This window comes from Bartonella alsatica, from assembly GCF_013388295.1.
GTDB classification, from domain to species: Bacteria; Pseudomonadota; Alphaproteobacteria; order Rhizobiales; family Rhizobiaceae; genus Bartonella; species Bartonella alsatica.
The window spans coordinates 984,277-1,008,969 of record NZ_CP058235.1 but is presented as its reverse complement, the minus strand read 5'-3'; the positions used below and the strand labels follow the sequence as shown (position 1 = coordinate 1,008,969).

Annotated in this window: 12 protein-coding genes and 1 pseudogene; 10 read left to right on the top strand and 3 right to left on the bottom strand. The window is 37.1% G+C overall.

Annotation, left to right across the window (positions count from 1 at the left end):
- Positions 1-173: 173 nt before the first annotated feature.
- Together HWV54_RS04160 and HWV54_RS04155 are read right to left on the bottom strand one after the other, a co-directional pair.
- Positions 174-4,820: a translocation/assembly module TamB domain-containing protein gene (locus HWV54_RS04160; RefSeq protein WP_005866460.1), complete on the bottom strand. Its 4,647-nt coding sequence runs from the start codon at positions 4,818-4,820 to the stop codon at positions 174-176.
- Positions 4,820-6,781, bottom strand: coding sequence for an autotransporter assembly complex protein TamA (locus HWV54_RS04155; protein ID WP_005866462.1), 1,962 nt, complete (start codon positions 6,779-6,781; stop codon positions 4,820-4,822). The genes HWV54_RS04160 and HWV54_RS04155 overlap by 1 nt, the downstream gene beginning before the upstream one ends.
- Before the next feature lie 394 nt (positions 6,782-7,175).
- Here HWV54_RS04155 and HWV54_RS04150 point away from each other — a divergent pair, with 394 nt between their 5' ends.
- Positions 7,176-8,708, top strand: coding sequence for a YifB family Mg chelatase-like AAA ATPase (locus HWV54_RS04150; protein WP_005866464.1), 1,533 nt, complete (start codon positions 7,176-7,178; stop codon positions 8,706-8,708).
- Positions 8,709-8,720: 12 nt separating this feature from the next.
- Here the strand turns inward: HWV54_RS04150 and HWV54_RS04145 are convergent.
- Positions 8,721-9,591 (bottom strand): annotated as a pseudogene (locus HWV54_RS04145) (ABC transporter substrate-binding protein).
- Positions 9,592-10,798: 1,207 nt separating this feature from the next.
- On the opposite strand from HWV54_RS04145, the gene gyrB reads away from it, so the two are divergent.
- From gyrB to ahcY, 9 genes are all read left to right on the top strand, one after another.
- Positions 10,799-13,231: a DNA topoisomerase (ATP-hydrolyzing) subunit B gene (gene gyrB, locus HWV54_RS04140; protein WP_005866467.1), complete on the top strand. Its 2,433-nt coding sequence runs from the start codon at positions 10,799-10,801 to the stop codon at positions 13,229-13,231.
- A 116-nt stretch (positions 13,232-13,347) separates the two neighbouring features.
- Positions 13,348-14,130: a bifunctional demethylmenaquinone methyltransferase/2-methoxy-6-polyprenyl-1,4-benzoquinol methylase UbiE gene (gene ubiE, locus HWV54_RS04135; RefSeq protein WP_005866468.1), complete on the top strand. Its 783-nt coding sequence runs from the start codon at positions 13,348-13,350 to the stop codon at positions 14,128-14,130.
- A 2-nt stretch (positions 14,131-14,132) separates the two neighbouring features.
- A complete protein-coding gene (gene ubiB / locus HWV54_RS04130) occupies positions 14,133-15,719 on the top strand; it encodes a 2-polyprenylphenol 6-hydroxylase (protein WP_005866469.1) in 1,587 nt (528 codons plus the stop codon).
- Positions 15,720-15,788: 69 nt separating this feature from the next.
- Positions 15,789-17,186: a bifunctional phosphopantothenoylcysteine decarboxylase/phosphopantothenate--cysteine ligase CoaBC gene (gene coaBC / locus HWV54_RS04125; protein ID WP_005866470.1), complete on the top strand. Its 1,398-nt coding sequence runs from the start codon at positions 15,789-15,791 to the stop codon at positions 17,184-17,186.
- Positions 17,187-17,923: 737 nt separating this feature from the next.
- The gene (locus tag HWV54_RS04120) at positions 17,924-18,646 is read left to right on the top strand and encodes a sulfate transporter family protein (protein WP_005866471.1); all 723 of its coding nucleotides are present in this window, start codon (positions 17,924-17,926) and stop codon (positions 18,644-18,646) included.
- Between the two features lie 560 nt (positions 18,647-19,206).
- A complete protein-coding gene (gene accD / locus HWV54_RS04115) occupies positions 19,207-20,127 on the top strand; it encodes an acetyl-CoA carboxylase, carboxyltransferase subunit beta (protein WP_005866472.1) in 921 nt (306 codons plus the stop codon).
- A 4-nt stretch (positions 20,128-20,131) separates the two neighbouring features.
- Positions 20,132-21,451 carry a bifunctional folylpolyglutamate synthase/dihydrofolate synthase gene (locus HWV54_RS04110; RefSeq protein WP_005866473.1) on the top strand — a complete coding sequence of 440 codons (1,320 nt, stop codon included), beginning with the start codon at positions 20,132-20,134 and terminating at the stop codon, positions 21,449-21,451.
- A 43-nt stretch (positions 21,452-21,494) separates the two neighbouring features.
- Positions 21,495-22,493 (top strand): complex I NDUFA9 subunit family protein, encoded by a 999-nt coding sequence (locus HWV54_RS04105; protein ID WP_005866474.1) that lies wholly within the window; start codon positions 21,495-21,497, stop codon positions 22,491-22,493.
- A 782-nt stretch (positions 22,494-23,275) separates the two neighbouring features.
- Positions 23,276-24,673 carry an adenosylhomocysteinase gene (ahcY, locus tag HWV54_RS04100; RefSeq protein ID WP_005866475.1) on the top strand — a complete coding sequence of 466 codons (1,398 nt, stop codon included), beginning with the start codon at positions 23,276-23,278 and terminating at the stop codon, positions 24,671-24,673.
- The last annotated feature ends 20 nt before the right edge of the window (positions 24,674-24,693 follow it).

Sequence of the window (24,693 nt, the reverse complement as noted above, 5' to 3'; positions counted from 1 at the left end):
CTCTATTAAAGAACACAATAAACAAAAAAATCAAACACTTCGGATATATTTTTTTGCGATTTGATAGAAGTATTTTTCTTTTATGGAATTTCCAATCCATACTTAAATCTTTTTCTAATCAAAAGCGCTAAGTGCATAAAACTTAAGAAGCTGGAATTTAAGAACTTGAATTTTTAATAATCTCTTTCATAAAATAGACCAACACTAGAATTCTTTTCATTTCCTACGGCACCTTTAGCTTTAAGATGACGCGAAATATCCAAATTAATCGTTCCCTTTGTCATTCCATCTGATCCCGCTTCAAAACCTAAATAAATGTTGTTGTGTATATAACGTCCAATACGTAAGCCAGTATTTCCCTTTTCATCAACGATAACATCAAGATCATCAAGACCAATTTTAGTCCGTAGAGTATTCAATAAAGATGTATTAGAAGCACCTGCAAAATCAGCTGCCGTTGCCGCGAGCTGGGCAATCTGAAATGGTGATAATTCATTAAGAGAACGATTAAAAATCAAACGTGCTAAAATCTCGTCCTGTGGCAAATTTGGTTGTGAAGAAAAATTAACATCAAGACTATCAATCGTTCCACTTACAGTTACAGTAACGCGAATATCACCACTATTCTTGTTTGCCACAAAATAAACGGTAGGGTTAAGATTACCGCTAAAACTCGCTTGTCCTTGATCAAAATTAAGATGCTGTGAAAGAATATCAAAACGTCCACGAATCATCTGAAACTCACCAACCGGGTGCACATCATTCAATGGACCTGCTATATTAATGCGTCCTCCTAGTTCAGTATCTAATCCTCGACCACGTACAAAAAACTGATTACGCGCTGTAATACGCATATTTGATAGCACAACAGATGAAGATTTTTGAGAAACACTACGATTTGCGTTTGTGTCCTTAACATCAGCACGTTTAAGCGTTTTTTGAATTGATTTTGTTAAGTTCTTATTTTTAATATCAAGAAACTTTGCATTTCGAAAATGATCAGGCACAAAAACTTCAGCTTTTTCAACCGTGATATCACCGCCAATCACAAGATCATCCCAAAAATCACCTCTCATTGTCATTTTTCCTGACAATGTTGCAAAAATCATAGAACCATCATTATAATTAGCGTGGTCAAGATGAAGTACCAAATCTGGTTGTAGATTATTAGAGATACGACCTGAAGCAGAAACTAATCCCCCCTTAGATGAAGAAGCTGAAGCTTTCTCTATAAAAATATGATCTCCATTTAGTTTACCTTCAATTGTCACATCGTTCAGTCCTAAATTTGTTTTTGAATCAAAAAAGTTACCATTGGTTATAGAAAAACTTCCCATCAATTGTGGCTTAAGTAATGCACCATTAATAGTTGTATCAATTTTGGCCATGCCTGTTATATACGCTCCACGCTTCGCTAATAATAGATCAACAAAAGCAAGGGGCATTGTCCCTTTAATATTTAATTTAACCTCTGAACTATTTAAGAAAACAGGTCCATTTATGGAGAGATCTAATCCTTTATCTCCAGTTGCTACCATATTCTCAATATGAAAAATTGCTTTTTTATAAGAACCACGAGTATTCATATTAATCAACATAGGTCCTTTATGTGTCATAGCAGTCAAACTTTGACTAGAAAGCTCAAAATGAGCAGATGGATCCTTCATGGTTCCAGTAATATCGGCCTTACCTACAATTGTTCCTCCAAGCGCTTGTCTTTCAATAAAATTATTAATCAAACGTGCAGGCAAACTTTGCAAGTTAACATGAAGATCAAGTTTGTTGTGATCTAAAGATATACGCCCCTTTGCTTGTGCTTGCACTTCTTCTCCTGTTAAAGTTGCATTCACAATAAGGTTCTTGTCTATTGTTTTACCTGCAGCAGTAAGCACAAAAGGCCTTATTTCTTTATATTGAAGTGCAACAGTCGTCAGTCCTTCACCTTTTATATCATAGATTACATCAGGCTTTTGAAAACTACCACGAATCATAACTTGCCCTGTTACAGTACCAGCCACTCCAAGATCGGATTTCCATAGATTGACTAACCCAGCGGGAAACATATTCATTGTAAGATGCAAATTCAGAGTATCTTTAATATTTCCTGCAAGGATAATTTTACCTCCGTTAATTGCAATTCCTAATTCATCTAATGTCATTCCATCTTCATCAAAAACAATCGTAGCCACTTTAGGCAATGTTGCATGCAGGTTGTTTTGTTTAATATCTATGGTTTTAATCTGTACTTCACGTTTTATATTTTCTGGATATCCCATCGCAACCATATGGCCAGAAAGCTGTGCATTTGTATTATTAGGTAACATCGCTCGAACAGTAAAAACTGTTCGCCCATCTTTACTATTAGCGTGAGCCTTTAAACGATTAATCATCATCAAAGGTGTTTGGATGTGCTCTGCATTAATAAAACCCTCAAACTGTGTTACGCTAAAAGGATCAAACACGTTTGCTTCTATTTCCAAATTTTTAATTTTATTCTTTGCAAAACTTAAACGGTCAACATGTGCCTTTAAATTGGCTTTTTGTTTGCCATTTTGTTTGTCAAAAATAAAATCTCCTTTTACTTTTCCACTGCCTTCTTGCAAAAATAACGCAGAAAGCACTGAAATATCATCAGCATCAATATGCAAAGCACCTTTAACAAAACCTTCCATTTGAGAAAGATCACCTGTTATTTTTGCGCTTCCCCCTCTCATCTCGATATTTTCAAGTCTTCGAATCTGTTCAGAATCCTTAAAAGAAGCAGATAAATACAATGGCTTCTTAGCAAAAATTCCTTCACCCTTTACAGAACCCATTAAAGAAACAATCGGCGATGTTCTATCCACCAGTGTTTTCATAGTCAGTGTTGTATTCTGCAACTTTTTCCCCATTAAAAATGCTTCAGCAACATGAACACGTGTGTTAAGCTTTATAAGACTATTATGCCCTCTAGCAGTACTTTGAATTGTAAGTGCACCGTTTACTCTGGGATCCAATCTGGCAAGATCAGATATTTGAGCATAGAAATCCATTTTAGCGCTCTCATTTGAAAAATATCCATCAGCCTTTATGTTTGCGTACTGACTTTTCACATCCAAACGACGTAAAAACAAATTCGTCGCATTGTAAGCAGCACCACCTGAAAAGGTGAAAGCCCCTTTGAAAAAACGATCGAAAGGTTTCATCCCTATTTTTATATTTTCAGCCATTCCTGATAATTCAAAGTCAAAAACACCACTTAATAAATTGATAGCTCCTTTGGCTTTAATATCTGCGTTACCAGAAGGTGATTGTTTACTCAACAGACTAAAAGGAGCTATTGTTTGAGTTTTTAAACCAAGATCGCCTTTAAAAATAAAACTCTCCATTTTCCCTTTTAACCAAGCAGAAAAATTTTGACCCGTAATACTAAAATCATGAATCAAAACTGGTTTTTTAGAAAAAATATCTGTATCTAGATGTACATGAACTATTTGGTCTAAATCTTCTCTCAATGTATCCTTACGTTTTTCAACTCCTCTAAGTATTCCCTTTATCTGAATACCAACATGACGAGTAGCTACATTATCAAGATTTTCGCTTACTCCACCCATATCAAAAATTGCATTACGAATATGAATATTTTTACCACTTATATGATGTACAATAAGCCGTCCATTCCAAGATTGTTTCCCTTCGCGGCCATAATCAATGTTTAAAGCAAGATTATTCACACGCATTGGCGCTTCTGATGCAGATAAATGTCCTGCTCCATTTTCTTTATCAAGAGCCATTTTTCCATCAACAAAAAGCCGCCGCAAAAACCCATCTGCTGTTATTTCAGCATTGGCTACAATATTCATTATTCTACTCTGAAGCACCATGTTATCAAGGTGTGTCACACCTTCTTTTGTCATTCTTGCCTCTGCTTTCAACGTTACATCAGATTTGAAGAAATCACGATATTGAAGAGGCATTAAAGGAGCAAAAGCGCCCACAAGTTTTGTAGAAAAACTATGTCCTTCTGCAAACCTTGCAAGAATAACATTGCCATTTAAAACAGGGTAGTGATCAACTTCCGAATAAAGTTTGATAACTAAATCATCAAAAGTACCATCACCTTTAATGGCAATATTTAATGCAGGACGCCCTTCAATGTTAAAAACATTTGCCAAAATACCATTTTGCGGTTCATCAGCAGAAATATCAATATTAGCCGTACGGTTGCTATTGGATATCTTCGTTAAAACAGAAAAAGATCCTGGTCTATCTAAACAGTGAGCCATTATATCAACATCAAAGTCACCATTTGCCAAAGTTAGATGTCCTGTTAAGAACACATTAGCAGAAAAACCAAAAAGATCTTGTTCAAACGCCATATGTTTAGCTGTAAGTGTATTGATAGAAATAGAAAGTGGCAATTTTGGTAAAGAAAATTTCGCTGCTTTAAGGGCAGAAATAAAAGAAGAGCTACCCTGCGGTTTGCGTAAAAACGTAATCCGTTCCACTGAAAGCTGATTAATACTTATGAGCCCCTTCAGCAATGCTAAGCGATTCCAATCCATTTTAGCATTGGTAATTTTTAGCCAAACACCTTTTTTATCACTCACAGTAATGGTATTAATTGATGTTTGAGAAGATAGCGCTCCTTGCACATTATATAAACGGACTTGATGATTAGGTGCTGAAAGTCCACGTTCAACCAAAGAGATAAACCATGACCGTTCATCCGTATCTGCTTCGCTAGAGGGTGAATTGCCATATTGCACAAAAACAAGAGCACTCACCAAAAGAAACAAAAGTCCTAATAAGAAAGTCGATAAACGCATAGTTTTTTTCATTAAAACGCTTGCCCTATACCTACGTAAAAACCAATGCGAGGATCACCTTTCTCTCGCTTAAAAGGAAAGGCTAAATCAACGCGTAGAGGCCCAAGACCTGTCATATACCGACCTCCAATACCCACTCCCCATTTTATTTTTTGAGAAAAATCAAAACGCGCTTTTTCCCCTACGAGACCTCCATCAAGAAAACTGACAAGCCCTATATTATCATTTAAAGAAAGACGTAATTCTGCCGACCCTTCAATAAGTGCCCGACCACCAACAATAGCACCCTTTTCTGTTTTGATACCAATATTACGATAAGCATAACCGCGAACAGATCCACCACCACCAGCAAAAAAGAGCGTATCGGAAGGTACTTGTGCTATATTACTCCCAAGAATTGTACCAAACTTTGCCCGTGCTGCAAAAACAAAATGATCCTTTTCATCCAATGCCCAATAAGAACGACCTTCCACAGTCAGTTTTGCTACAAAATCGTTAGAGCGCATTTCATAAAAAGGTTCAACAACTACTTCACCATACAAGCCTTTTGTTGCATTGAATTTATTTTTACGGCTATCATAAATTAAACCACTCGGTAATCCAATCGTTGTAAAATTACGGTTCCCAAAATAAATATCGCGTGAATAACCATTAGAAACTTCTACAGCAACTTGTCCCGATAAATTATCATTAAAAATATGCGTTATACCTAACTTTCCTCTGATAGCTTTTGTCGTATAATTGTCTAAAACATCTTGCTGTATTTTTAGTTCTGCCTTAAAGTCTGTATCAGGAGTAACTATACCAGGCTTCACAAATGTACTGCCAAAAAGATAATCAAAATTTTTCAGATTATATGATTCCCCTTTGCTGCTGCCAATACCGCTTATTTTCGTTTCAATCTTAAGGTTTTCTGCATGGCCAAAAAGATTATTATGCATCCAATAAGCTTCAAAACCAGCACCATCTAATGTTGAATAGCTACCACCTGCACCGAAACGACGTAATTTACGTTCTTCTAAAACAAGCGTAAGCGGTAAACTACCATTAGAGTTAATCGTATCAGATTCACGTATATTTACAGCACGAAAAACATTAAGTCGTGCAAGTCTTTCACTCGCCTTGGTTAATGCATTAGAATCATATTTTTTGCCTACCTTCAACCCTGTCATCCATATAATATAGGCTGAATCTACGCGAGGCTCCTTACTAACATTCTGCACGCTTAAAGGTCCGTAATAAGCTTCTTGTCCAGGAACAACAGCAATCTGCGCATCAATGAAACGTGCTGTATGATCAGCAACTACTTCACTTTTCATAACTTTAGCTTTAGCATAACCTTGCCGACGCCACCCTTCAATTGCCCATTCTTCTGCTTTCAGAATGATTTCAGATTTGGCAACAGTCCCAACTTTGTAACCCAATTCTTCAATTGTGGGCATTCTATTGGTTTTATATTTTACGAATGGAGCAACTCTATCGATACCTGCAACACTAAAAACATATTGTGGGCCGGCATCAACCGTAATAACAACATGGGATTGCGCTGGGAGTTGAGTCACAGGACTTAAATCAGCAACTTCTAAACCATTAATTTTGATACTAATAACACCGCCATAACGACCATCAGCATAAAGGGCAGAAAGAATGGCCCGATAATCTGAACGGGCTTTAGCTAACAAACCAGAAGAACTAAATGCTTTATCTTTATCAGCAACAAGAGAAGAAACAGACTTGACTATTTTAATACCTTTTAATGGCGCTCCCGGTGGGGCAACAACATCAACCTTATAAAATTTCTCTGTAGCACTGGCACTATACGAAGAAAAATTTGTTTTCTTTTGACTAAAAAGAGGAATGCCGAAAAATTCAAATGCTGCAAGTGATTGAGGAAAAGCACAGACAAAGCATAGACCTATAAATACACTGCGCATGGTCCCTGATTTTAAAAAAATTCCTATCTGGTATATCATCAAATCAGATACCTTCAATACACTTCATATCACTTTGTATTCTAAATAATATCGAACACGAAAAATAGATATTTCACACGTTTTATCACATCAAATAAAGCTCTTTTTGTGATGCATACTTATCTTTGCTTTAATTCACAAAACCCTGCCCTCCCGTGCGACCAAACAGTCTCACTCCTTTTTTACTAGCATATTCATTTAGCTCATTATAAACGTTTTATTTAACCGCATATAATTATAGTTAAATTTGTGCAAATCACTTTTCCATGAGAATACTACAAAAGCTTGGACACGTATATAGATCTTTCTATCCCCAAAACCATATAGACCTTCTTGATTTTTACGTGCAGATATGATTGTCTCTTCTAAGTTAAAGGGGGGGGAGAAATAATTGATGATCGCGCGGATTACAACTGTTGCTTTTCGCGGTCTAGAAGCCGTGCCTGTCGATGTACAGGTTATGATTTCTCCCGGTAAAATAGGAATGGCTATTGTTGGATTAGCCGATAAGGCAATCGCAGAAAGTCGTGAACGCGTGCAAGCATCCCTTCATGCTTGTGGGCTTTCTATGCCCAATAAACGGGTTACTATTAATCTTGCTCCAGCTGATTTACCTAAAGAGGGGTCACATTATGATTTACCCATAGCTGTAGGCTTAATGCTTGTCATGGGAATTCTTCCTCCTGAAGTAGCACAAGACTACGTCATTTTAGGTGAATTATCACTGGATGCTTCGATTACAGCTGTCAATGGTGTTTTACCAGCTGCAATGACAGCTTTATCGCTCGATAAAGGACTTATTTGTCCCTATCAATGCGGACCTGAAGCAGCATGGGCAAATGCAGAAATGAATATCCTTGCACCCGAAACTCTTCTCACTATGGTTAACCATTTTAAAGGAACTCAAATTCAAAAACGTCCACAACCGCGTCAATATACTATCCAAACTGAACTTCCAGACCTTTGCGAAATTAAAGGACAAAAAACCGCCAAACGTGCATTAGAAGTTTGTGCAGCTGGGCGGCATAACCTTTTGTTTGTAGGTCCTCCTGGTGCAGGAAAATCTATGTTAGCTCAACGCTTACCTTCCATTTTACCGCCCCTTAATAGCCGTGAACTTTTAGATGTTTCTCTCATAGCATCTATTACAGGAGAAACAGTCCATAATACTATTTCACGGCACTGCCCCTTTCGCGCACCACATCATTCTGCTTCCATGGCAGCAATGATAGGTGGTGGCCTTAAAGGACGTCCAGGAGAAGTCTCACTCGCACATAACGGCATTTTATTTCTTGATGAATTACCTGAATTTTCTCCACAGGTTCTCGATTCTCTTCGCCAACCCTTAGAGAGTGGAGAATGTGTTATCGCCCGTGCTAATCACCATATCAGCTATCCTGCGCGTTTCCAACTCATTGCTGCAATGAACCCTTGCCGATGTGGTATGGCAGGCGAAAAAAACCATGTTTGTGCTAAAGGAATACGCTGCCAAATCGATTATCAATCCCGTATTTCTGGTCCTCTGCTTGACCGAATCGATCTACGAATTGACGTCCCTGCTTTAACAGCTATGGACCTTATGCAACCAGAAAAATCAGAAAAAAGCTGCGATGTCGCAAAACGCGTTGCACGGTGTCGTGCTATTCAGGCCAAACGTTTTAAGACATTGGGGCTTGACCATATTCACACCAACAGTGATTGTCCTGCCAAAATCATCGAAAAAATTGCTTTAACTGATAAAAATGCTACCACACTCTTACGGGACGTGAGTGAAAAAATGCACCTTTCTGCCCGTGCCTATCATCGTATTCTCAAAGTTGCACGCACCATTGCTGATCTCGATGAAGCAGACCTTCTTGCACGTCATCATCTCGCAGAAGCTATTTCTTATCGATTGGGAACTGAAAGATTAACAACGCTTCCCTAAGGAAAGTATTCATCAATAAAAACTAATCGGAAAATAACGCAGATAAAGTTCTGTAAGTTTGCCATCATCTTCTAGAGATTGCAGAGCATAATTGAGTATATCAATTAATTTTTCGTTCTTTTTTGCAACAGCAAGTCGCATTCCTTGCCCCAATAATTGTGGAGCCATATATGCCCCTCCAACAAAATGGCAAAAATCAGCGGATTTGGAATCATTTAACCATAAAGATAAAGCAAATCCATCATCAAAAATAACATCAATTGTACGATCTTGTAGTGCTTTATAGAGCTCTTCTCTTTCTTTAAATCCTTGCCATTTAGCTTCAGGAAAATAACTACGAAACAGTTTTTTCGTGAGCACTTTTGGACAAAACGCCACTGTTTAAATGTATTAATTTATCGCTTATTGGCTCATCGAGATTCAAAAATCGAGAAGCAACAAATCGAGCTGGAAAACGTAAATAAGATTTCGTGAAAATAAGATCTTGATGTGTTTCAATTGTTTCTTTTAAACCTGCAATAATTACTTCCGCTTCACCATCTTTGACATGATCTAGGAGATCCTCCCAAGGAACAACTTCTACTTCACAGAGTTCTTCAAGGTTTAATTTTGAGCAAATAGCACGCAGTAAGTCAATATTATAGCCTGCAAGACGCCCTGTTTTGTCAAGAAAGTTAAAAGGAGGAAAATCAAAAGTTGTTACAAAACGTAAACGAATTATATCTGTTGTATCAGGTTGTATAAAATGTTTATGCGAATCAAAAAAAGAAGGTAGCTTTACAGCCGTTTCAGCCTCTGCAATCGAGAAAAACAAAAATCCCCATGCTCCAAATAAAACTCCAATAAGAACATTTAATCCATTTATAAATTTCTTTATTTTCAAAATCTTGTCCTCTCATTTTCAAAGCTAAAATATAACTTTTCTCAGTTATCATATCTAATGCATTGAACTGAAATATCTGCTATTCTAACGAATTAAAATTTTCGTGTTTCTCTAAACCGTTGAAAAATTTAATATTTTTCTATAGTTTTCAGAATAGATTTAGTGATAACAAAACTTTTGCTTCCACTTCCCCAACTAAACACGTAAAAAAGCCTTTTCAGCAGGAAAGCGATTTTCTAGCATAAATAGCAATAAAAATTCCTATATTATCGCTCTTTCTGTTTTTTCCTAAATCTCTTTGATAATATCAGAAATATTTCTTGGTTTTTTTTTCATGAAGGTTCACGCTCCTTATATGAAGAACAGATTAGCATTGTGCTGCTAACTCATGCACTTTTTTAAAAAACGTTCTTCGTTGCTACCCATCTTATCTCACAGCACCATCTTGACTATCTTTACACTTATGAAGCTAAAAGCCCGCACACCATTATCTTATGTTGCGTCAGCCCCTATATTGAAACGGTTCGTAAGAAGTATTTTGATTTTTTGTATTAAACGGTTTTTATCCATATGTTGTTCGCCCTTGTGAAGGTACAAGCGAATGGTGTTTTCTGATCCGTCAGGAGAGAATTTGAAACGAGAGAATTCTACGGTATATTCAGATCTCTCATTAAACATGTACAATGATCAACTATCATTATAAATCAAAGTGTTTTAATCTTGCCGCTCATATAAGCTATAAGTCCTACATACTTTGTGAAATTCTTACATATTTTCATTAAAACTTTTTGTATACCAACAAAGAATAATGCAAAAATACGTCTTTAGTTTATAAGCTGACCGCAAGAATAAAAAAGTAAGGCTTGTGTGTATTAAAACGCTATATATTTTTCTTCATTCTCACAAAATAGACAAAATATCCTATTTTTCGCATCGTCGCAAAGCTCAAGTAATTATTTCTAGCAAACATTAACGTCTCGTATAAATAACCTTTATCGAACCAATCGTCTGTATTTTTTCGCATCTCAAATTATATAAATACTGTATGTAAAAATCATTCTCTCTATTATGTACTAACAGATGTTGAATATAAGTCTGATATACGATAAATGTTCAATATGGTTATTCCATAAATAACTGGTTAAAATATTAAGCTTAGGAAAAGCTGTTTGGATATCATAAACTGAATACAGAAGTGGATTAACTTATGAGTGATGAAATAATCTCACCGACATCTAGTAATGACTACGGTGCCGCTTCTATCAAAGTTCTCAAAGGTCTTGATGCTGTACGTAAACGTCCTGGCATGTATATCGGCGATACAGATGATGGTTCAGGTTTGCACCATATGGTCTATGAGGTCGTAGACAACGCTATTGACGAAGCTTTAGCCGGTCATGCTACTCTTGTGACTGTCACACTCCATGCTGATGGTTCTTGTTCTGTACGTGATAATGGACGTGGAATTCCAACAGATATCCATCCAACAGAAGGGGTTTCAGCAGCTGAAGTCATCATGACTCAGCTTCATGCTGGTGGAAAATTTGATCAAAATTCTTACAAAGTTTCAGGTGGCTTACACGGTGTTGGTGTTTCTGTTGTTAATGCATTATCTGTTTGGCTTAAATTACAAATCAAACGTAATGGTAAAATTCATGAAATGTCATTTAGCCATGGAGTTGCTGATTTTCCGCTAAAAATTATTGGCGATTGTGATGCAGAAAGTGGAACAGAAATCAGATTTTTACCAAGTTCTGAAACTTTTACGATGGTTGAATTTGATTTTGAAACTTTGGAACGTCGTTTGCGAGAACTCGCTTTTTTAAATTCTGGTATACATATTCTTCTCATTGACGAACGCCATGCCGACGTTCAAACCGTTGAACTACATTATGAAGGTGGATTAATTGAATTTGTCAAATACATTGACCAAACGAAAAGAGCACTTCTAGATACTCCTATTTATATTACCAGTGAAAAAGACGGAATGAGTGTTGATGTTGCTTTATGGTGGAATGACTCTTACCATGAGAAAGTCTTATGTTTTACAAATAACATTCCTCAACGGGATGGGGGAACCCACTTAGTAGGTTTTCGTAGCGCTTTAACACGTCAAATTAATGGTTATGCTGAATCTTCAGGCATTGCAAAAAAAGAAAAAGTTAACTTAACGGGTGATGACTGCCGCGAAGGGCTCACAGCCATTCTTTCAGTTAAAGTTCCCGATCCTAAATTTTCTTCACAAACAAAGGACAAATTGGTTTCTTCTGAAGTGCGCCCCGTTGTTGAAAATTTGGTGAATGAAGGTCTTTCAATATGGATGGAAGAACATCCTAACGAAGCAAAACTTCTTATTAGTAAGGTAATAGAGGCTGCTGCGGCGCGTGAAGCAGCACGAAAAGCACGTGAGCTCACAAGACGAAAAGGAGCTCTTGATATTACTTCTCTGCCAGGAAAGCTTGCCGATTGTCAAGAACGTGATCCAGCGAAATCGGAAATCTTTATCGTAGAGGGAGATTCAGCTGGCGGTTCAGCGAAAAGTGGACGCTCGCGCCAAAATCAAGCGATTTTGCCCTTACGTGGTAAAATTCTTAATGTTGAACGTGCACGTTTCGATCGCATGCTCTCATCTGATATGATTGGAACACTTATCACTGCTCTTGGAACTTCCATTGGCAAAGATGAATTTTCACCAGATAAATTACGTTATCATAAAATCATTATCATGACCGACGCAGACGTTGATGGAGCACATATCCGCACCCTACTTCTTACATTCTTCTTTAGACAAATGCCCGAATTGATTGAGCGTGGACATCTTTATATCGCTCAACCACCCCTTTATAAAGTTTCACGTGGTAAATCTTCCCAATATATTAAAAATGAAGCAGCATTTGAAGAATTTTTAATCGATACCGGGCTGGAAGAGACAGTTCTAGAGCTCTCAACGGGAGAAGTCCGTACAAATACCGATTTATATCAGCTTGTCAAAGATGCCCGTGTATTACGTCAACTTTTAAATGGTCTTCATACACGTTATGACCGCAGTATTGTTGAGCAAGCAGCGATTGTTGGAGCTTTTAATCTTGAATCCTTTGTAACATCAGAAAAAGCGCAAAAAACAGCCGATAACATCGCCTATCGTCTTGATTTGATTGCTGATGATATGGAACAAGGTTGGAGTGGTCAATACACATCAGAGGGAAGTTTATGTTTTGAACGTGTTTTACGCGGAGTTAAAGATGTTATTACCCTTGATGCAGGACTTATCAATTCAGCCGATGCACGCCAAATTGATCGCATTTCTAAAAATTTCACAGAAATATATAATCCTCCCCTTCTCCTACATCGCAAAGATAAATCAGAGCGTATTTTTGGACCTATGAGTCTCTTAGAAAGCATTTTTGCCAACGGTAAAAAGGGTATAACATTACAGCGTTATAAAGGTCTTGGAGAAATGAATGCTGAACAACTTTGGGAAACAACTCTTGATCCCGATGCGCGCTCACTTTTACAAGTTAAAATTAATGATGCAACCGATGCAGATTCTCTTTTTTCTCGTTTAATGGGTGATGAAGTTGAACCTCGGCGAGTCTTTATTCAAGATAATGCCTTAAGCGTTGCTAATCTTGATATCTAAAGGTACTCTTTTGTTTTTGGCTGTATAAACATCGTAGTTTTATACATCGTTTTTTCGTATTTGAACATTCCTTCTATTTTCATTTACGATCAACGAAAAATAAGGAAGGGTAGCACATGGCAGCTGAAACAGAACGCATAGGAGCAAAAGGTGGTATGGAACACTCTTTTGGCTTTACAAGGATTGATGAAGCACAAAAACAGGCCATGGTTGATAGTGTGTTTCACTCTGTTGCTGAAAATTATGATAAGATGAATGATATCTTATCATTAGGACTCCACCGTATGTGGAAAAATTCTATGGTTGCATGGCTTTCTCCCCCAGCACTTCCAAATTGGAAGGTTCTTGACGTGGCTGGCGGTACTGGTGATATTGCTTTTCGTATTCTTAATGCTTCACGCCAAAAAGTTCATGCTACAGTGCTTGATATTAATAGCTCAATGCTCAGTGCTGGTAAAAAACGTGCACAAAAAAATGGTCTTGCTCCTCTGATTGATTTTGTTGAAGCCAATGCAGAACATTTGCCTTTTGAAGATCAAAGTTTTGATGCCTATACCATTGCCTTTGGAATCCGCAATGTGCCCCATATTGACAAAGCCCTTAGAGAAGCTTTTCGTGTTTTAAAACCGGGAGGACGTTTCTTATGTTTAGAGTTTTCAAATGTCGAGATGCCTCTGCTTGACAAACTGTATGACTTTTGGTCTTTCCATACCATCCCTAAACTTGGTCAAATCATTGCAAATGATGAAAATGCTTATCGTTATTTAGTTGAATCCATTCGTAAGTTTCCTAAGCAAGATGATTTTGCGCATATGATTAATCATGCAGGTTTTTCACGGGTGTCATACCGTAATCTCACTGGAGCAATCGCAGCACTGCATTCAGGTTGGAAAATTTAAAAATGATAAAAATTTCCACTTACTTTCAATTAATGCGCGCAGGATGGGTTTTAGCACGTGAAGGTGTTTTGAGTGCTCTGCCTAACGATGATCTTCAGGGATTTCCAGCATTATGTCATCGTATAGCAAGTGCATTGGCGCGACGCAAAACAAAAAAGAAGCGACGATCTGAAAATATTTCTCATGCCATCAATAAGCTTGGTCCTTCTTACATAAAACTTGGTCAATTTCTTGCGACCAGACCTGATATTGTTGGACGTGATATTGCGGAAGATTTGGTACAGTTACAAGATCGCGTCCAAACATTTTCTTGCCCTGATGCCATTGCACAAATTGAAAATTCGCTTGGTCGATCTATCAATGATTTATTTGTAAACTTTTATCCACCCATTGCTGCTGCTTCTATAGCTCAGGTTCATCCAGCTGAATATTTCGATGAAACCGGTCATAAAAAAAAATGTGCTGTTAAAGTCATACGCCCTAATATTAGAACTCGTTTTTCCAAAGACCTTAGAGGATTTTATCTCATTGCTCATTTACAAGAGCGTTATATACCAGCTTCTCGAAGGCTGCGCCCTGTTTGTGTGGTTGACACTTTGGCACAAACCACACGGATTGAAATGGACTTACGGTTAGAAGCAGCTGCTATATCAGAAATGGCTGAAAATATTCAACATGATGCAGGTTTTCGTGTTCCCAAAATTGATTGGGAGCGAACAGGACGCAATGTTCTTACAATGGAATGGATCAATGGTATAAGAATATCTGAAATTTCCGCCCTCAAAGAAGCGGGTTTTGATTTGCAAACACTCGCAATTACGCTCATTCAATCTTTTCTTCGTCATACATTGCGTGATGGTTTTTTTCATGCCGATATGCATCCCGGTAATTTATTTGTAGACTCAGAAGGATGTATTGTTGCTGTTGATTTAGGAATTACAGGGCGACTCGGTAAAAAAGAAAAGCATTTCCTTGCTGAAATCCTTTACGGCTTTATTACTCGTGATTACGTCCGAGTGGCACGTGCTCATTTTGAAGCAGGATATGTGCCTCCACACCATAATATTGAGAGCTTTGCTCAAGCTAACCGTGCTATTGGTGAACCAATTCACGGGCAATCAGCGCAAAGCATTTCCATGGCTAAGTTGCTTACACTGTTGTTTGAAGTTACTGAATTGTTCGATATGCAAACACGCCCTGAACTTTTATTACTGCAAAAAACTATGGTTGTCGTTGAAGGTGTAGCTCGCACATTGGACCCTCATTTTAACATGTGGAAAGCTTCTGAACCCGTTGTCAGAGAATGGATTAGCAAAAATTTAGGGCCTATAGGAGTTGCAAAAGATTTTAGTGAAGGAGCGCAAGCACTTTTTTCATTGGCACGTAAAACACCGCAATTGATACAAAATTTCCAACGGTTCGAAGAAGACCTTAACGAAATGAGAAAAATAGGATTTAATCTTTCTCCTGCTACCCTTAAACAACTTGCTGTCGAACAAAGTCGTATTAACCGCTATAGTCGTTATAGCCTCTTTATCATCGCACTTTGTTGCGTTTGTCTCACTTTTTATCTTTTTCATCTTCTCTAATCTGCTCAATATGTTAAAACATATAGATAACGAAATCATTGCAATCAATTCATTTTTGGGAAATATTTTATGGCAAGTATTACTGTTCGTAATCTTTCATCTGAAGCCAAAGAAGCTTTGCGTATACGTGCCGCGCAGAATGGTATTTCTATGGAAGAAGAAGCTCGTCGCCTTTTAAGTAATTCCGTGACTCCCACTATACTATCATCTCAGGCAAGTAATGTTGAAACGCAATCACTGCAATCAAAATCACTTCTTCTCATTATTGGTGGTAGTATTGCAGCCTATAAAGCGCTTGACTTGATTCGCCGTTTACAAGAACGTGGTGCATGCTTAAACATTGTTATGACAAAAGCCGCGCAAAAATTTATTACGCCTTTAGCAGCTGAAGCTTTGAGTGGCCGTACTGTGTATAGTGATTTATTTTCACGCGCAGAAGAACATGATATCGGACATATCCGATTAGCACGTGATGCTGACCTCATTATTTTAGCTCCTGCTACAGCCAATCGCATTGCCAAAATAGCCAACGGTATAGGGGAAGATCTAGCTGATTGTGTGCTTTTAGCAGCACGTTGTCCACTTTTAATTGCGCCAGCTATGAATCCAGTGATGTGGACACATCCAACAACTGTTCGCAATATCGCACAACTGCGTGCAGATGGTGTTCATATAGTCGGACCAGAAATCGGCAAAATGGCTGAACGTGATGAGGCAGGTTGTGGACGCATGAGTGATCCCTTAACCATTGTCGCCACAGTCGAAACTATTCTTCGTGTACAAAAAAAGTCACTTTCTGGCCGCCATTTTATTGTTACTTCTGGTCCCACCCATGAACCAATCGATCCAGTGCGTTATCTTGCTAATCGTTCTTCAGGTAAACAAGGACATGCCATTGCTACAGCTTTAGCTAACTTGGGTGCAAAAGTGACGCTTATTTGTGGACCGGTTGACCTTCCTGATCCACAAGGGGTAAAAACTATTCATGTTGAGACAGCATGTCAAATGTTACAAGCTGTTCAAGCAACCTTACCCGCCGATGGAGCTATTTTTGTCGCTGCCGTTTGCGATTGGCGCAGCCAAACACAATCTTTACACAAGATTAAAAAGCGTGTCTTTAAAACACCACTATCCTTGCACATGGTTGAAAATCCTGACATTTTGGCCTCAATCTGCAATGCTTCAAACCGCCCTTCACTCGTAATTGGCTTTGCTGCTGAAACCTGTGATATCATTGCCAATGCGAAAAAAAAATGTATCGAAAAAGGAGCAAACTTCATTCTTGCGAATGATATTTCTCTCCAGGCTGATGGCACAAATGTCATGGGCGCTGACACAAATCAAGTTTATCTTGTTAGTAAAGAAAATGTTGAAGAATGGCCGCATATGAGTAAACAGCAAGTAGCACAAAAACTAGCAAATGTTATTGTGTCATTTTTTGAGCCCCACATTCCTGCTCATCAATGAGAAAAGGACGTCATATTTTAATGAAACTAAAAGTTTTTCAGAAATCAAAATATGCATACTTTAACTAAAATGCACCACAAAAAAATGAAACTCATTTACTAAATCACGTAAAATTATTTACATGCATAATATTCATTGAAAGAGTGCCTACATTTACACAAAAAGCAATCTTCTCTCATTGAAAGAAATAAAAATGTCTACGTATTGCAATTTAGTTATAAGGTAACTAGCATAAATAGTTCTTATTATTATTTGTTATTATTTGCTTATGTTGTTCATTTCATTAGCTTTACAAAAAATTCTATCATAAATTTCTATAATGCTTGATATACTACTCCCCGTCCTAAAGAACGAAGTTTTCTAACTAGAACCAATTTGTAATCAGATTGATTTCTCTCAGTTTGTTTCACCTTCTTACTACTTATGTGATTTATTTCTTAGATGCTGTGGTAAATCCTGATCTGAATATTCTGTGCAACTTCATACTTTTATACTGAATTAGTGCATAAGAAAATTGAAAATACATAGAAACAACATCCATATTTTTAATATACATGAATGCGCTTTATATCACCGTATTGAAGAAAAATTTTTACGGTACTATGGATAAAAAATGCCATCTTTTGACTGTTTACCTTTAAACAACAAGATTATAGGATCTATGAAACTAAGTACATATGTAAAGCACTTTCCAATTTATCTCTTGTTTTCACTTTTTTCTTATTTACTTAATTGTTATGATTTTTACCGCTGCCTATCTCGCTTTACAACGTCTTATAACTTCGCAATATCGCACTATGATATTAAAAGCTTTGGGAATTACCCTCGTTGTACTGGCCATTATATGGCTGTGTGTACGCCAATTTTTTATATCTTACTTCTGGCCTTGGATTGCTCATTTTCTTCCTGGATTACCTAGTTGGGCAGGATGGTTAGGATTGGGCATACTGATTATCTTGAACCTTGGCTTAACTTTGCTAATGGCTTTTTTGATTGCTCCAATTACCGCTATGATTGGGGGATTTTTTATTGATTCTGCCGCTGAAATTATTGAAAAAGAAGATTATCCTAATGAGCCTATTGGACATGCTCTATCGTTTGAACGTTCTCTAGTTCTATCCTTGAAATTTGTTGTTTTAAGCCTTTTCGGCAATGGAATCGCTTTTATTTTGTTCTTCGTACCAGGTATCAATTTTATTGCCTTTTATGTTGTTAATGGCTATTTGCTTGGTCGTGAATACTTTGTATTTGCTGCCTACCGTTTTCGATCTGAACAAGAAGCACATGCTTTTTTACACACACATTATACAACAGTTTTTTGTGCAGGACTGTTGATTGCACTTTTTGTTTCGATTCCGATTCTTAATTTAGCAACACCGCTTTTTGCAGCCGCCTTTATGACACACTTACACAAGATGCTCTCCCAAAAGACCACCATACGTGTTACGCAAAAACAATAACACTTACTTAAAATCCAGCAAAGCTCATAAGTAAAGAGAAATAGAAAATAAGGTGCTTTATAATAACCACTTTTCATTTCTCTCATCAAAGCAAACTCTTGAAAAAGATCTTGCTCTGGTGGTAGCGTTTCGTTAACATAACGTTATCGTATCCACTATTTTTATGGATTATTGTAGTCTTTTTGATATTTTATTTTTATAATTATAAGGCCTCTTTGTTTTAAGGGCGTTAATGTTAATAGCTAATTGAATATTCATTTTCCTCAGGAATAAATGAAAAATTTGCCAACTAGTGCAAGGAATAGATTTTGATATCAAAACAAAAAAACAAGTAATGTCATTTATTAAAATATTAAAACTACTGTTAGGTTTGTGTAAGAAATACTTTATTAATATAGAAGAGCTGTTACTTTAAACCTAAAGGATAATGGAGTCGAAACTATACGTATACAGATAAAAGTATTAAATAGATTCCTTTATAAAATGAGTCTGATCACTTAAGTTCTATATTCTTTGTAATCATGCAAAAAGTGTATAATATTTAAAGAGAGGCTATAAAAATGAACTGGATTACAAATTATGTTCGTCCTAAAATTAATTCTATTTTGGGACGCCGTGAAATTCCAGATAATTTGTGGATTAAAGATCCCATCAGTGGTGAAATGGTCTTCCATAAAGATTTGGAAATGAATCAATATGTAATCCCGGCTTCAGGTTATCACATGCGTATCAGCGCCAAAAACCGTCTCATGCATTTTTTTGATGATGGTGTTTATACACCTCTTGAAAATCCAAAAGTTGTAACAGACCCTTTAAAGTTTCGCGATGAAAAACGTTATATTGACCGATTAAAAGATTATCGTTCTAAACTTGGTATTGATGATAATATTTTAAGTGCACACGGTACTATTGAAGGCTTACCGATTATAGCTACTGTTCAAGACTTTTCCTTTATGGGTGGATCACTTGGTATGGCTTCAGGAGAAGCTATTATCAAAGCTTTTGATACTGCCATTGCAGAAAAATGTCCGCTGGTTCTTTTTGCAGCTTCTGGCGGTGCACGTATGCAAGAAGGAACACTCTCATTGATGCAAATGCCTCGTACAACTGTAGCCATTGAAATGCTGAAAGAAGCAAAACTTCCCTATATTGTGGTTCTTACTAACCCAACGACCGGTGGTGTTACCGCTTCTTACGCTATGCTCGGCGATATTCATATTGCCGAACCAGGTGCTATGATTGGTTTTGCAGGACCACGTGTGATTCAACAAACTATACGTGAAACTTTACCAGAAGGTTTTCAAAGTAGTGAATATCTGCTCGAACATGGTATGATTGACATGGTTGTATCACGTTTAGAAATGAAAGCAACCATTGCACGGCTTCTACGCTTGATGATGAAATATCCTGCGGCTGTTAACCCTTCTAATCCATCCCCAACAGATTCTCCAACATCGTTTTCTACAACAAAAGCAGCTTAAGCTTATGGAAAAAAGCCAAGTACAAACGGTGATAGATGATTTACTGAAAAATTATCCCCAAAAATTTGATCTTTCTTTAGAGCGTATTCTAAACCTTTTAGAGCGTCTTGGCAATCCACATTTAAAGCTTGCACCTGTTATTCATATTGCTGGAACAAATGGTAAAGGATCTGCTTCAGCGATTTGTCGTGCTCTTTTGGAAAGTGCAGGTTACTGCGTTCATGTATACAGCTCACCTCATCTGGTCAACTGGAATGAACGTTGCCGTCTAGGTCAAAAAGGAAGTGGCAAATTTGTTACAGAGAGCCAATTGGCTGAAACAATTCATGAAATTATAAAAGTGAATCGTCAAGAACCAATTACCATTTTTGAAATTTTCACAGCAGCCGCTTTTATGTTGTTTAGTACTCATCCAGCTGATGCCGTAATTTTAGAAGTCGGATTAGGAGGACGGTTTGATGCCACCAATGTGATCAACAAACCAGCTGTCTCCCTTATTATGCCTATTGACTACGATCATGAAGCTTTTCTTGGAAAAACAATTGCACAAATCGCTTTTCAAAAAGGGGGAATTATAAAACCAGCAGTTCCCATAGTCATTGGTAAGCAAGATTATGATGAAACTCTTTCTATTTTAACGTCTATTGCTGTTAAAAATAAAGCTCCTTATTCCCTGTTTAATCAAGATTATCAAAGCTATACAGAATATGGACGTATGGTATTTCAAAACAGTCATGGTCTTATGGATCTTCCACTTCCCAACCTCATTGGGGCTCATCAAATTGCCAATGCTGGAGCCTCTCTTGAGGCAATTCATCAAGCCGGTTTTCGGCTTTCAGAAAAAACGATAAGTCATGCTTTGCAAAATATTTACTGGCCAGCACGGATGCAACATCTTACCTATGGAAATTTGGTTGATCAGCTGTCTCCTGGTATTGATTTATGGTTAGATGGTGGTCATAATCCTGCAGCAGGAAAAGTTGTTGCAGCAGAACTTGTTCAATGGAGAAAAAAAACAAACCGCCCTTTTATTATGATTGTTGGTATGCTGAATACTAAAGATGCTGTTGGTTATTTTCGCCCTCTAGCAAACCTGGTAGACAAAGTTTATACTGTCCCATTAACTGAAAAAAATGCAGGTATGTGTCCAACTATTTTAGCTGAATCAGCCCGAAAAGCAGGATTTCTTGCCATTCCACAAGCACATCTACAAGATGCTTTACATAGAATTAACACAGAGTATAAAGAAGCTGTCATCCTTATTGGTGGTTCTCTTTACCTTGCAGGCGATATTTTACGTGACAATAAAACACCACCATGTTAAAAATTGATTATTCATAAAGCTTTGAAAGATAGACTTTTTCATCATGAAACTCGATCGTGCACTTTATCAACATCCTAAACTTATCACTGTTTTTGGCGGTTCTGGTTTTGTGGGGCGGCATATCGTTGAAACTTTAACTAAACGGGGGTATCGCGTTCGCATTGCTGTTCGTTGTCCGCAAAAAGCTTATTACATGCTCCAAATAGGAGAAGTAGGACAAACTCAAATGCTTAAAACCAATATAAAGCATCGCGCCTCTGTTGCACGTGCATTGTATGGAGCAGATGGGGCAGTATTTCTTCCTGGTAGTTTAGCGCAAGCAAATCAATCAAATTTTCAAAGTACGCAAATTGACGGTGTACAAAATGTCTCTGAATTAACAGCTGATGCTGGGGTGCCACTTATTTATATGTCAACGCTCGTAGCCAATAAAAACGCCTCATTTCTTTATGCACGTGTCAAATTTATGAGTGAACAAATCGTACAGAACACACATCCTCAAGCAATTATTATGCGCCCATCCATTATCTTTGGAGCAGAGGATTGTTTTTTTAATACCTTAGCAAATTTGGCATGTTTTTTACCGATTTTTCCCCTTTTTGGAAGCGGACAAAGCAAATTGCAACCTGTATATGTTGGCGATATCGCTGAATTTGCTGTACGCGCTTTAGAAGGGCAAGTTATCTCTGGGAAATGTTATGATCTTGGTGGTCCTCAGATTATTACATTCAAAAATGCCCTTGAAAAGGTGTTAAAAATCATTCAACGTAAAAAAATAATTTTATCTATGCCTCTTTCTATAGGTTTATTGTTTGGTGGTTTTTTGGGAAATGTTGGTAAATTGCCTTTCTTGCCAACACTCGTAACAACTAATCAGATACACTTCTTGCAAGTGGATAATATTGTTTCTCAAGAAGCTATTGAAAATAAACGTACTTTAGAAGGTGCTGGCATTATCCCCAGAGCAATGGCTGCTTTCTTACCAAGTTATCTTTGGAGATTTCGTCCACAAGGCCAATTTTCCACAAATTTACTAACCTAAGTACGTAGCCTTAAAACACTAGTCAATATACTGGTTTATAATAATTTACCTTTTTCTCAATACTGAAATAGAAAATATTGAATAGAGTAATATTTTCTCTTTTTACACTTTATGTATTCAGAATCATAAAAAACTTTTACTTGCACATCACACGAAGGATAAATGTAAGGAGAAAAAATGTTTAAAATGAATTAAACATCTCTCCTATGAATTGGCATATAGGAGTTAGAGAAACATTGAAAACCAAGAAATATTAACAATGGTTTTTGCTTAAGCGTAAAGATGGTAGTGACCCATGAATTTTGCAATTATATCATTATAGGTAGTATTAAAATGCGATAGAAGTAAGGTGAAACGTCCCTTTAAAACAAATATATAAATGAGTAATACAATAATGTATTGTGCTTCGTGAACGTATATTTTTCATAATTTAATTCACTTGTACTTTATATAAAAGGAAAAGTAAGCATCTTAATGAAAGTTATATGTCTTACTCTTTTTTCAAAAAATATAATTTAATCATAGTTTTTCTCGTCATTCCACCTTTTTTACAGCTTAAAAAAATACATATCGGTAAATTTTGTTTACTTAAGAAAATTTTTATGAGTCCCTTTACATTCTGTCAGTTACATTATCATTTAAATAGATAAATGCATATTTTTGTATAAGTTTATGGAGAATTTAAAAAGGATTTTTTACATAAAGAAGTCTTTCTATTGGCTTGCATTTTTTTTTAATTTCTCCTACCGTCTGAAGAAAAAGTGATTTTAAAGGAATATAAAATGACAACACCAGATTACGTTGTCAAAGATATCACACTTGCTCCTTATGGTCGTAAAGAACTTGATATCGCTGAGACAGAAATGCCTGGTTTAATGGCTTGTCGTAAAGAGTTTTCTTCTCATCAACCTTTGCGTGGAGCACGTATTTCTGGTTCATTGCACATGACGATTCAAACAGCTGTTTTGATTGAAACATTGAAAGTAATCGGTGCTGATGTGCGGTGGAGTTCTAGCAATATTTTTTCTACACAAGACCACGCAGCAGCAGCTATTGCAGCTACTGGTACGCCTGTTTTTGCGGTTAAAGGTGAAACGCTTGAAGAATATTGGGCGTATATAGATGCTATTTTCCAATGGCCTGATGGCAATCCTTCAAATCTCATTTTAGATGATGGAGCTGATGCTACAAACTATATTTTGATAGGAAGCTGTGCAGAAGTAAATAAGGATATTCTGTCTAATCCCAAAACAGAAGAAGAAGGATTCTTTTTCAAACAAATCCAAAAGCGTATGGATATTACACCGGGTTTTTTCACCCGCCAGCGGGCAGCAATTAAAGGAGTGAGTGAAGAAACCACAACGGGAGTACACCGCCTTCATCAATTACAAAAAGAAGGGCTTTTGCCTTTTCCTGCTATTAATGTCAATGATAGTGTCACAAAATCAAAATTCGATAATAAATATGGATGTAGAGAATCATTAGTAGATGGTATCCGACGTGCAACAGATGTTATGATAGCCGGTAAAATAGCTGTTGTCTGTGGTTATGGTGATGTAGGTAAAGGTTCAGCAGCCTCTCTTTCAGGTGCTGGAGCTCGCGTTAAAGTGACAGAAATTGATCCAATTTGCGCCCTTCAGGCAGCCATGGATGGCTATGAAGTTGTTACTCTAGATGATGCTGCCTCTAGCGCCGATATTATCATAACAACAACTGGCAATAAAGATATTGTCCGTTTAGACCATATGCGGCAAGTGAAAGATATGTGCATTTTGGGAAATATTGGTCATTTTGATAATGAAATCCAAGTATCAGCTCTTAGAAATCTGCCATGGGCAAATATTAAACCACAAGTCGACATGATTACCTTTCCCGATGGAAAACGCATCATTTTGCTTTCTGAAGGGCGTTTACTTAACCTCGGTAATGCTACAGGACACCCCTCTTTTGTTATGTCGACCTCATTTACAAACCAAGTTTTGGCGCAAATTGAACTCTTTACCCGTTCAGAATATTACAAAAATGAAGTGACTGTTTTGCCCAAACATCTTGATGAAAAAGTTGCGCGCCTTCACCTTGATCGGCTAGGGATAAAATTGACTGTTTTATCAGAAGAACAAGCTGCCTATATTGGAGTTACGCCACAAGGACCCTATAAACCAAATCATTATCGTTACTAAATCTTTTCTTGGATTAAAAG

Coding starts and splice junctions, on each gene's coding strand:
- HWV54_RS04160 (WP_005866460.1), bottom strand. CDS start 4,820: ATGAAAAAAACTATGCGTTTATCGACTTTCTTATTAGGACTTTTGTTT.
- HWV54_RS04155 (WP_005866462.1), bottom strand. CDS start 6,781: ATGATATACCAGATAGGAATTTTTTTAAAATCAGGGACCATGCGCAGT.
- HWV54_RS04150 (WP_005866464.1), top strand. CDS start 7,176: ATGATCGCGCGGATTACAACTGTTGCTTTTCGCGGTCTAGAAGCCGTG.
- gyrB (WP_005866467.1), top strand. CDS start 10,799: ATGAGTGATGAAATAATCTCACCGACATCTAGTAATGACTACGGTGCC.
- ubiE (WP_005866468.1), top strand. CDS start 13,348: ATGGCAGCTGAAACAGAACGCATAGGAGCAAAAGGTGGTATGGAACAC.
- ubiB (WP_005866469.1), top strand. CDS start 14,133: ATGATAAAAATTTCCACTTACTTTCAATTAATGCGCGCAGGATGGGTT.
- coaBC (WP_005866470.1), top strand. CDS start 15,789: ATGGCAAGTATTACTGTTCGTAATCTTTCATCTGAAGCCAAAGAAGCT.
- HWV54_RS04120 (WP_005866471.1), top strand. CDS start 17,924: ATGATTTTTACCGCTGCCTATCTCGCTTTACAACGTCTTATAACTTCG.
- accD (WP_005866472.1), top strand. CDS start 19,207: ATGAACTGGATTACAAATTATGTTCGTCCTAAAATTAATTCTATTTTG.
- HWV54_RS04110 (WP_005866473.1), top strand. CDS start 20,132: ATGGAAAAAAGCCAAGTACAAACGGTGATAGATGATTTACTGAAAAAT.
- HWV54_RS04105 (WP_005866474.1), top strand. CDS start 21,495: ATGAAACTCGATCGTGCACTTTATCAACATCCTAAACTTATCACTGTT.
- ahcY (WP_005866475.1), top strand. CDS start 23,276: ATGACAACACCAGATTACGTTGTCAAAGATATCACACTTGCTCCTTAT.